This is a genomic window from Pseudanabaena sp. 'Roaring Creek', from assembly GCF_001402795.1.
Classification (GTDB): Bacteria; Cyanobacteriota; Cyanobacteriia; order Pseudanabaenales; family Pseudanabaenaceae; genus Pseudanabaena.
In genome coordinates, this window is the sequence record NZ_LIRE01000380.1 from 1 (window position 1) to 10,709 (window position 10,709).

A 10,709-nucleotide genomic window follows, 5' to 3' on the forward strand; every position below is an offset into this window, starting at 1 on the left:
TATAGATAATTCAAATAAAAACTACAGCTTCGACTTCGCTCAGCTAGCTTACACCGAGGGCTGAGCGAAGTCGAAGCCCGTCTACAAGTTATTTAAAACGACTATAAAAGCCTTGCTAAGCGAGGCTTTTACTTTTGGGCTTTTAAAATTGGTATAAACCCCAAAAGAGGGTTGCCGCGCAGAGCGCGGCAACCCTCTTTTGGGGTTTTAATTTGACTGGCGACAGCTATAAAACGTTTTCTAAGGCTCTTCTTGTCCGTTTCCAAGCCCAAGTACCAAGCCCAAAGACAAGCAAGCTAAAAACAATTAACACGATCTGAAAACCCACTTGTTGCTTACCCCCATTTTGCACGCCAAATATTCCCGTTAAAAAATCTAAGGAGACAGCAATCACGGCAAGGGGCAAACTCGCCGCAATATTCTCGCCATTGTTGAGTAGCCCAAATACTTTACCGCGCATATTTTCAGGGGTATGTTCCTGAATCACCGTCCGCATCGGAATTACGATTAAAGCGCCATTAATGCCAATAAAAGTACCGATCAGCCAAGCTACCCATTGATTAGATACAAAAGCATACATCAGCAGCCCAAATGCCATCCCCATAAAGCCAATGAATGGTAGGGGACGATGGACAATCTTCTCGCCAAATTTACCGATCAGAAAGGCTCCGATCGCTAATCCTACCCCTACGGAAGCCACAAATGAGCCAAATTCTTGGCGATTGCCCGTAACGACTTCGGCGAGGTTGAGCGATAGCTTCTGCATGGCTCCTAGCACCGCATACAATAAAATCATCTGGAGCATTGCCCCACCAATCAAGTGATTATGTCTGACATACTGAAAGGCATCTCTTAAATCAGTCCAGATTCCCGAGCCAACTTTTTTGGGGTGAATAACTTCGTTTTTAGGCAAGGCGAACAAAAATAAACCCGAAACGATATACAGACTGCCCAATACAACTTCACGACTATAGGCTGTCGCGTTCGGGAAAAGATTTAAGGTAAAGGTGAGTAATGGTGCGCCGATCGCAAAGCCAACGATCAGCGACCCTACTTCCGTAATGGTGAACAGGGCATTTGCCGCTAAGAGATCCTGCTTGGGCACGATCAAAGGAATTGCCGATTGTTCTGCAGGTGCAAAAAAGTTGGTAAGTGTCGAAATAATAAAAGTGAAGAGCAATAAAACTGCTAGCGATCGCGGTGCAAAGGGAATCGCAAAAATACAAGCCCCGCGTAAAAAATTACATAAAATTAAAACTTCCCGCTTCGGATGCCAATCGACAAAAATCCCTGCGATCGACCCCAAAAATACTGCTGGTAAGGTCATAGCAATCATGATCGATGATTCGCGCGTATTGACATCACTCCCACCCGTAGCCACAGCAAGGGCAATCAATAGAATCAGTACGACTTTGTCAACTAACTGGGCTACGATTTGGGCAAGCCACAATGCCAAAAATTGACGATTACGCAAAACTGCTAAATAGCCAGCGGTCGAATTTAGATCGGGTTCAGACATCAGTAAAAATTGCTAGCTTCAAGTGGCTTTTCTCCAACATTGTAGAGACTATCGCCGCCTTGTCGCTTCTATTTTTTCCTGTTGCTTGTTTTTCGGATCTTGACGATCGCTCTTTGCCTTCACAAACGGAATCACATCCGCCGCAGACATTTCCCTTGCCGCCCGAATTAACAATCCCGCAATCACTAAGCAAGACAAGGTGGAACTACCGCCATAACTTAAGAAAGGAAATGGCAATCCCGTTGTAGGTAATACCCCAGTTGCCACCCCCACATTCAAAATAGCTTGTACCACAATCAGCGAAGTCGAGCCCAACGCAATCAAGCGAATCACGGGATCTTTACACTTGTAGGTGACTGCTAAACCGATCGTGCCGTAAATCATCACTAATAAAAGCAAGCAAATCCCCCCAAACAGACCAAATTCTTCAGCAAAAATGGCAAAAATAAAGTCGGTATATTGAATCGGCAAAAACAGCTTTTGTTGTGATAGACCAAATCCAGTTCCCCACAAACCACCAGACCCGATCGCCATCAAACTTTGTACCAGTTGATAACCATCCCCTGCTTGGTCTTGCCAAGGATCGAGAAAGGACATAATCCGTCGTCGTTGATATTCACGAAAGGTGACACTAGCTACAGCCACACAAGTACCTAAAGCGGCGGTTCCCAAAAGCTGAAAACTTGGCAGTCCCGAACCTAGGGCAATCAACCATAGCGTAATCCCGCAGAGTGCGGTCACGCTCAAGCTTGGTTGCATCAAAATCCCGCCCAGCACCAATAAAAATACAAATATCCACCCTAGCCTGATCTTCCAATTTGTCTTCGCCCAGTTTCCAAAAAGCTGAGCAGCCTGCAAAATCAAAAAAGGTTTAATCAGCTCAGAGGGTTGTAATAGAAATGAACTCGATCCCAACGATAGCCATCTTGTTGCCGCATTACGAGTTGTCCCTAACCCAGGAATATGGGTCGCATAAAGTAGCGCCAAAATAATAAATAGAAAGATGGGGCTGATCTTGACCATAAACCGTAAGGGCGTATGGACGATCGCATTAAAGAGCAACAACCCAATCGCCGCCCATGCCAATTGGTATTTAAAGTAAAGAGTGCCGTCTTTAAAGGCAATGTCGGCGACAGGATAGGATGCGGAAAAAAGTACGGCTAGCCCCGCAAATAACCATAAAAAAGTCAGCCATCGAAGTAATCGGGCTTCTGTTGCCCACTTATCGACGGTGCGATCGAAAAATGGAAATACCTGAAAAATCTGAAGGAGTTTCACGGTTGCAGGGGGACTGATGGGTTAAGAGCAGAACATTAGGTGCTAGGTGCTGTTATTTTAACCATGATTTTTCGCGATCGCTGAAAGTAAAAGATTATTATTGTCTATCCTCGACTCAACTTGACCGAATAGTTTTGTACTTGTATTGTGAATGTACTAGATTTTTTTATATTTTCAACCATCTATCAAAAGCTATGTCTTTACAATATGTAACTGACCAGCAAGGCGAAAAAGTTGGGGTGGTGTTAGACATCGCAACCTATAATCGTTTGATCGCAAGTGTTGACACCGAATTATTACAAGGCTTAAGTATTGCCGAATTAGAAACACTTGCAGAAAGTAAATTAGCAATTGATTCTCAGCAACAACTCAGTGAAATGTTGACACGCAATAGCGAAAATAACCTTTCAGATAGAGAGATAGACGATTTAGATCTGCTTCTGATGAAAGTAGATCAATTAAACATTCTCAAAACCAGAGCTAGATACACATTAAAGAACATAGGAATATATGCAAAAGTAGCGTGAGTGTCTATATTTCGGTAGATCTACAGCGACAAATTCGCCTCCGTTGTTTCATCCTCAAATTTACAAATGGTTAGATTCATTTAATTGGGGAGAAAATGGCACAAAAATTATTGGTGTCAATGCAATTGGTCGGGCAACTATTGAAGCTTTAAGAATGAATCGATCTGAACTAGTTCATGTTCGTAGAATGTGGGTCAAAATGCAAGAACATCCACCTCAAATTTGATGTAAGCCCATCATAAAATACATTAATATACGCTTTAGCGGAGAGATTTGCAAAATCAGCAACCCCAAGCGGCGTAATACTTTGAAGAACCAATTGTGGTTAGAAAAAAGGCGGTTGGAAATATCGGTCAACCAAATTACGCCGAGGTTATCCCATTTACGTTTTGATTCATAACGTTTTAAAACGGCGATCGCGCCTAAGTCCTCGTGATTCTGATGGGCGGCTTTTAAGACCTTAGCTAGCGCATTCACATCACGAATGCCAAGATTCATCCCCTGCCCTGCGATCGGATGGGTGGTATGGGCAGCATCACCAATGAGCGCTAGGCGTGGCTGAATATAGGTTTGACTATGCATCCAACGGGGCACATAATTAGCGCGATCGCTGGATATCACTTTGATCTTGCCGAGCTTTGCCATTAAGGGCGCACCAAAGCGTCGGGTTAGCTCTTGCAAAAAGGCGACTTCATCGAGAGCGAGTAAAGTCGGAGTTTCTTCTTTAGTCGCTGTCCATACTACACAGGCGCGATCGTTACCTAGGGGCAAGATCGCAAAGGGTCCGCTAGATTGAAAGCGTTCGTAAGCAAAATTTTGATGGGAATTTTCCGATTGAATCGTAGTAACAATACAGGTCTGCTCGTAGTGACGCTCGGATATCTCCATCTTTGCCATAGCCCGCACCTGCGATCGCCCTCCATCCGCACCTACCAATAACTTGGTTTCCAGATATTGATCGCCAATGTCCGAACTTACCTTCACCCGCATCACATCGCGATCGCTCCCATAGGCAATCTCTAAAATCTTGGCAGGACAGATTAACTCCAAGTTTTGACATTCCCGCGCAAATTCCCACAGCGCAGCCAAGGTCACGGCATTTTCGACAATGTAACCTAGAGCCTCTTGCCCCATATCTTCGCGGCGCAACTGGACTGGGTAGGGCAAGTCCCCTTCGGACACTTGAATTATATGCATCGGGGTTACGCCCCTCCGTTGCATTCCCTGCCAAACACCGATATTTTCCCAGATCTGCGTCGAACCATAGGCGATCGCACTCGCACGACCGTCAGAGGTAAACTCCCCAAGCCCAAAGTTGTCATTGGCTTCAATGATCCCCACCTTGAGACTATGGTTCGCCGCACAGTTTTTATCACCTAGCGCACAGGCTAAGCTAGCACCCACCATGCCCGCACCGACAATCAGCACATCAAACATTAGTTAAATTACTTGTTAAATTACTTATGAAATTACTTATGAAATTATTTGGTTGAAATAAACTTGCTAAGTACCTCAGCTAAGTACCTCAGCTAAGCACCTCAGCACAATTAAAGTCCAGATCTAAAACCTGCGGCGCACGCGCAGCCTGCGCCGCAGGTTTTAGGGTTTTATATTTAATTAAGCCCACTTAACCTAAATCCTATTATCGACATTTTGTAAAGAAATATTGCAAAAACAAAGCATTTTTTAACTAATCTCAAGTAATCTTGCCCTAGAGCGATCGCCACTCACCTACTAGCAAAAACCGCTACAACTAACAAACGGGTGGGCTGGTATGGTATAGAAAACAATAGAGATTTTACGTTTAATTCCTACCAAAGATTTTTAGCTCTGTAATCACACCTATGCTCGCTAAGGGTTAATCAAACCTAAGCCCCAATTGTCACGACAGCGATGGACGTTAAGAACCCAACTCGATCGGTTTTTAATACCCAAAACTGCCTACCATTTCGGGAATTGGTATAACTGCTAGCTGAGCAACAGAAGAGTGAGTCTTAAAAGTGGGAAAATTTTGGATTAGAAAGAAAATTTTGGAGAAAGTTGGATGAGTTCCCCAGCAGCACTGTCAGCATCATTAGTCCAGATAGTAAACATAGAGAGCGATCTGCGTGCCGCTAATTCTCGTCTGCGATACCGTCTCAAGCTTATCGAAGATTTGTGGGAATCCGTCCTATTACGAGAAAGCGGTCAAGAGTTAGTGGATTTACTGCGCCAATTGCGAGCCATGTGTTCGCCCGAAGGTCAAGCGCCTGAGTATCCAGCACAGGAAGTTTTAAAAGTGGTCGAAAGCCTTGACCTGCATCAAGCAACTACTGCGGCTCGTGCCTTTGCTCTATTTTTCCAACTTATTAACATTGTCGAGCAAGATCATGAGCAGGAGCAAACTAGCATCTATAGGATTAGTCCCATTAATAGCGAAGCCGAATATCCAGTCGGCACTTTTCGCTGGCTATTTCCTGAACTCAAGAAACTCAATGTGCCCCCACGCCAAATCCAGAGGATCTTAGACAATCTCGATATTCGGTTAGTATTTACCGCCCACCCGACCGAAATTGTTCGCCATACAATTCGCGAGAAACAGCGGACGATCGCCAAGATGCTGAAGGAATTGGATCGGACGATTGGGTTTAAGGGCGATGAAATCGCCCCCCAAGCGATCGCCTTAAACTGGGAAGCGGCTTCCCTCCAAGAGCAAATCGCCGAAGAAATTCGTCTCTGGTGGCGGACGGACGAACTTAACCAAATTAAACCCACGGTTTTAGACGAAGCCGACTATACGCTGCACTACTTTGAAGAGGTCTTATTTGATGCGATCCCTGTGCTTTACGATCGCATTGCCTCAGCTATTGCCGTAACTTTCCCCAAACTCAAACTACCCAGCTATGACTTTTGTAAGTTTGGTTCTTGGGTCGGTAGCGATCGCGATGGCAACCCCTATGTCACCCCCGAAGTAACATGGCAAACCGCCTGCTACCAACGCAATCTCGTCCTCAATAAATATATTCATTCCGTAGATCGACTCAGCCGCTTACTCTCCCTCTCGCAAAGCCTCAGCGATGTTTCGCAAGCCCTGCTCGACTCCCTTGGCGATGATCAAATTCATCTACCTGAGATCTATGCCAAACACTCGATCAAGTTCCGTCAAGAGCCCTATCGACTCAAGCTCGCCTATGTCAAAAAACGTCTAGAAAATACCCGCGATCGCAATCAGAAGTTGCGCCATAGTGGTTGGCAAGCCTCAGAAATGGAGCTATCCACTAAGGGTCAAGAACACCAGCTCTACACCAATGTTTCCGAATTTCTCGCTGAACTAAAGTTAATTCAAGAAAGTTTAATTGAAACAAAGCTCAACCCGAAACCCCTCGAAAACTTAATCCGTCAAGTTGATGTCTATGGCTTTCACCTTGCGCATCTGGATATTCGCCAAGAGAGCACGCAGCATAGCAATACGATCTCCGAAATTGCCGAAACCCTGCAACTGTTAGATAAACCCTATGATGACCTGACCGAATCGGCAAAGGTGGCATGGCTGACCCAAGAGTTAAAAACTCGTCGCCCCATGATTCCTGCTAAGTTAAACTTTAGCGACAAAACCAACGAAATTATTGAGACATTTCGGATGGTGGCAAATATCCAGCAAGAATTTTCCGTTGAAATCTGCAATAACTACGTGATCAGTATGAACCGTAGTGTCAGCGATATTCTTGAGGTATTACTGCTAGCAAAGGAGGCAGGGCTTTACGATCCTGCTACGGGTAAAGGCTCCCTCAGCATCGCCCCTCTGTTTGAAACGGTGGAGGATCTACGCAGCGCCCCACCGATCATGACCGAATTATTCGAGCTGCCCCTTTATCGCACCTATCTTGAGAGCCACAATCATCTCCAAGAGGTGATGCTCGGCTACTCTGACAGCAATAAGGATTCAGGTTTCTTGAGCAGTAACTGGGAAATTTATAAAGCCCAGCGTGCGCTCCAAGATGTTTGCCAAAAATACCAAGTCGACCTGCGGATGTTTCATGGGCGAGGCGGCTCGGTGGGACGCGGGGGCGGCCCAACCTATGAGGCGATCTTGGCGCAACCTGGACGGAGCATCGAAGGCAGAATTAAGATTACCGAACAGGGTGAGGTGTTGGCTTCTAAATACTCTCTACCCGAAATTGCTCTTTACAATCTAGAAACAATTGCTACGGCAGTAATTCAAGCTGCCTTGCTACCTAGCAGTACCGATACCCTCGACTGCTGGCTGGATACGATGGAGGAAATTTCGGTGCGATCGCGCCAAGTCTATCGCCAGTTAATTTACGAACAGCCCAATTTGGTGGAATTTTTCCACCAAGTCACGCCCATCGAAGAGATCAGTCAGTTGCAAATCAGTTCTCGTCCTGCTCGAAGGGCTGGGAAGCGAGATCTCGGCAGTTTAAGGGCAATTCCTTGGGTATTTAGCTGGACGCAGAGTCGCTTTTTATTGCCATCTTGGTATGGCATTGGTGCGGCACTGGAGGAGTTTTTACAGCAAAACCCCGAAGGTCATCTCTCGCTCTTGCAATATTTTTATAGCAAATGGCCATTCTTTAAAACAGCGATCTCCCGCGTCGAGATGACCCTAGCCAAGACCGATCTGCAAATCGCCCATCACTATATGCGCGAATTGACGAAAGAAGGCTATGAAGAGGCATTCATCGATATTTTTGCTGAGATTCTCAAGGAGTATCAACGTACTCTTACGGTCATCCAATCAATTACAGGACAAAAACAAATGTTGGACAGCGATCGCGACCTCCAGCGATCGGTACAGTTGCGTAATGGATCGATCGTTCCGTTGGGATTCATTCAAGCATCATTACTCAAACGCCTGCGCCAGCACCGTCCCGATACCGTCGATCTGCGATCGCGCTACTCCAAAAATGAACTATTGCGGGGAGCCTTACTCACGATTAACGGTATCGCCGCAGGTATGCGGAATACAGGCTGATCGATCCTTAAAATTTTCAAAGCCTTACTTTTCAAGGCTTTGAAAAACTATTTGGGTTTAGACAAAGAGCAAAGCGTTATGCTTCCATGTTACGATTTTGGACAAACTGAGCGTGTTTATTGAGCGTGTGTGAGGAGTATGAGCCCCAATCGTAATTTCCACGATCCCATTCGGGTTGGTGTTATAGGTATCGGTAATATGGGGCAGCATCATGCAAGGGTGCTCAGCTTGCTCAAAGATGCACAACTTATCGGCGTTTCCGACGTGAGCGTAGAGCGTGGACGCGATACTGCTAGCAAGCACCGTGTGCTTTTTTTTGAGGATTATCGCGACCTCTTGCCCCTAGTCGATGCCGTCTGTATCGCTGTTCCCACCAGATTGCACTATGATGTCGGCACTACCTGTCTTAAGGCTGGCGTTCATGTCCTCATCGAAAAGCCGATCGCTGCCACCATCGAGGAAGCCGAATCCTTAGTCAAAACTGCTACCGAGCAAAATCGCATTCTCCAAATTGGTCACATCGAACGTTTTAACCCTGCTTTCCAAGAACTAAGCAAAGTTTTAAAGCATGAGACTATTTTGGCGATCGAAGCTGATCGCATGAGCCCCTATTCCCAGAGAGCTAATGATGTTTCCGTCGTATTCGATCTGATGATCCATGATATCGACCTAATTCTGGAGTTAGTTTCCTCAGGAATTGTGCGGGTCTCTGCCCACGGCAATCGGGTTTCTCCAGAGTCTACCTATCTTGACTATGTAACCGCCACCATCGGTTTTGAAAATGGCGTAATTGCAACCCTCACGGCGAGTAAAGTTACCCATCGCAAAAAGCGTAAAATTACCGCCCACTGCATAAACTCCTTAACCGAGTCGGACTTTCTCAATAACGAAATTTTAATTCATCGCCAAACTACAGCGAATTGGACGACGGATTACGGTCAAGTCCTCTATCGTCAGGACGGCTTTATCGAAAAGGTCTATACCAGCAATATTGAGCCACTCCATGCTGAATTAGAGCATTTCGTATCCTGCGTACGCGACCAGCAACAGCCCTCAGTCGGCGGCGATCAAGCCCTGAAAACACTGAGACTGGCAAGTTTAATCGAGCAAACCGCCCTTGATGGTCAAGTATGGCGCAGTTGCGATCTGCAACTGCGCGAGGTTGCAACGGTAGGGAGCTATTAAAGCTAAGTACCAAATTAAAAACCCAAACCAGAGAGTGTACCGCCCGCTACGCGGGCGGTACGTTCTTCTAGGTTCTAAGGTTATACAAATTCACGAAAATGTGACAACACTTTTGTAAATTAAAAAACAAACCCAGTAAGGGTTTTCAAAACACAAAATGGCTACGCCATTTTGTGTTTTGGTATTACTTATGCCTAGCTACTTACCAATTCCCAAAAGTGTTGTCTCAATTCAGTGAATTGCTATAAAAAGAGAAGGTTGGCGCGATGCGCCAACCTTCTCTTTTTGGAGATTGACGGTCACCCATTAGCATGATTCTCAAGGAAAAGAAGTCTTTCAAAAAGCCAATTAGCTTTCTACGTAAGGATTACAAGCATTTTAGCCTTTTGGGAACCTTGGGAACTATGCCCGTTCTCTCCAGTCAAAATAGGCATATCTCACAACAAATCAATGCAGGAACTAAAGCTCATGAAATCTCTTACAAAAATCTATTTAGGTGTTGCGATCGCTACTTCTGTTCTTACCTCTTTCAGTGCGATCGCTTCCGCCGAAGAAGTAACTCAACCAGGTAGCTATGTGGGTGCTGGCATTTCCGTCCAAAGCTTCGCAACTAATCCTTCTGTTGTTGGAGCAAACTTAGCTGGACGTTATAAATTTGATGGAGCACCAATTTCCGCAAGAAGTTCAGTTCTCTTTGGTAATGGCGGTACTTCAATCGTTCCTACAGTTTCCTATGATTTGCCCGTAGGCGATCGCGCTAACGTTTATCTCGGTGCAGGCGCTTCGTTTAAAGTTGGTGGCAATAGCAGCTTAACAGGCGATCAAACTGCCTTTGCTTTGCAACCAGGGGTGGAAGTTAGCCTCAACAAGCGTACGCTCCTCTATACCAATGCGGTAATTCCCTTCAACGGACAAAGCAATGGTTCCGCAGGCACTTCTCTACAAGCTGGTGTTGGTGTTCAATTCTAAGTCCATCCATTGTATTTAATAGAAGGTTGGCGCTTCTCGCCAACCTTCTATTTTGGGATTTCCTAACCCAAGTGGCTAAAGCTGCTTATCTAACTCACCTTACGCAGATAGAAAGCGCCCAAAAAAAATGACTGAGAATGTATACTGGAAGTAGGTTTGAGAGTAATTGCTTTGCCGAAACCAAGCTAAGATGAGGAAAGAAGATAAAAACATGAAGATGAACATGTTAGATCTTTATAGTGACTATCTAATTAGTTCT

7 protein-coding genes are annotated in these 10,709 nt (G+C 45.4%); 4 read left to right on the top strand and 3 right to left on the bottom strand.

Features of this window, described 5'->3' with window-relative positions:
- Window positions 1-226: 226 nt before the first annotated feature.
- Both AC805_RS12900 and AC805_RS12905 read right to left on the bottom strand, forming a co-directional pair.
- On the bottom strand, window positions 227-1,519 hold the full coding sequence (locus tag AC805_RS12900) for an MFS transporter (RefSeq protein WP_055075815.1): 1,293 nt from the start codon (window positions 1,517-1,519) through the stop codon (window positions 227-229).
- Between the two features lie 48 nt (window positions 1,520-1,567).
- The gene (locus AC805_RS12905) at window positions 1,568-2,797 is read right to left on the bottom strand and encodes an FtsW/RodA/SpoVE family cell cycle protein (RefSeq protein WP_055075816.1); all 1,230 of its coding nucleotides are present in this window, start codon (window positions 2,795-2,797) and stop codon (window positions 1,568-1,570) included.
- A gap of 194 nt (window positions 2,798-2,991) precedes the next feature.
- Between AC805_RS12905 and AC805_RS12910 the strand changes: the two genes are divergently transcribed.
- Window positions 2,992-3,324, top strand: a complete 333-nt coding sequence (locus AC805_RS12910; RefSeq protein WP_055075817.1) for a hypothetical protein — start codon at window positions 2,992-2,994, stop codon at window positions 3,322-3,324.
- Window positions 3,325-3,540: 216 nt separating this feature from the next.
- Here AC805_RS12910 and AC805_RS12920 read toward each other — a convergent pair whose 3' ends face one another.
- Window positions 3,541-4,761, bottom strand: a complete 1,221-nt coding sequence (locus tag AC805_RS12920) for a UbiH/UbiF/VisC/COQ6 family ubiquinone biosynthesis hydroxylase (protein ID WP_055075819.1) — start codon at window positions 4,759-4,761, stop codon at window positions 3,541-3,543.
- A gap of 607 nt (window positions 4,762-5,368) precedes the next feature.
- Here AC805_RS12920 and ppc point away from each other — a divergent pair.
- The 3 genes from ppc to AC805_RS12935 all read left to right on the top strand — a co-directional run bounded on the left by ppc (window position 5,369) and on the right by AC805_RS12935 (window position 10,450).
- A complete protein-coding gene (gene ppc / locus AC805_RS12925) occupies window positions 5,369-8,296 on the top strand; it encodes a phosphoenolpyruvate carboxylase (RefSeq protein ID WP_055075820.1) in 2,928 nt (975 codons plus the stop codon).
- Between the two features lie 138 nt (window positions 8,297-8,434).
- The gene (locus AC805_RS12930) at window positions 8,435-9,481 is read left to right on the top strand and encodes a Gfo/Idh/MocA family protein (RefSeq protein WP_009628086.1); all 1,047 of its coding nucleotides are present in this window, start codon (window positions 8,435-8,437) and stop codon (window positions 9,479-9,481) included.
- A 468-nt stretch (window positions 9,482-9,949) separates the two neighbouring features.
- Complete coding sequence (locus AC805_RS12935; RefSeq protein WP_055075821.1) at window positions 9,950-10,450, top strand: outer membrane beta-barrel protein; 501 nt, start codon at window positions 9,950-9,952, stop codon at window positions 10,448-10,450.
- Window positions 10,451-10,709 lie beyond the last annotated feature (259 nt).

Excerpts from the sequence above, each read along its gene's own strand:
- AC805_RS12900 (WP_055075815.1), bottom strand. The coding sequence starts at position 1,519 with ATGTCTGAACCCGATCTAAATTCGACCGCTGGCTATTTAGCAGTTTTG.
- AC805_RS12935 (WP_055075821.1), top strand. The coding sequence starts at position 9,950 with ATGAAATCTCTTACAAAAATCTATTTAGGTGTTGCGATCGCTACTTCT.
- AC805_RS12910 (WP_055075817.1), top strand. The coding sequence starts at position 2,992 with ATGTCTTTACAATATGTAACTGACCAGCAAGGCGAAAAAGTTGGGGTG.
- AC805_RS12920 (WP_055075819.1), bottom strand. The coding sequence starts at position 4,761 with ATGTTTGATGTGCTGATTGTCGGTGCGGGCATGGTGGGTGCTAGCTTA.
- ppc (WP_055075820.1), top strand. The coding sequence starts at position 5,369 with ATGAGTTCCCCAGCAGCACTGTCAGCATCATTAGTCCAGATAGTAAAC.
- AC805_RS12930 (WP_009628086.1), top strand. The coding sequence starts at position 8,435 with ATGAGCCCCAATCGTAATTTCCACGATCCCATTCGGGTTGGTGTTATA.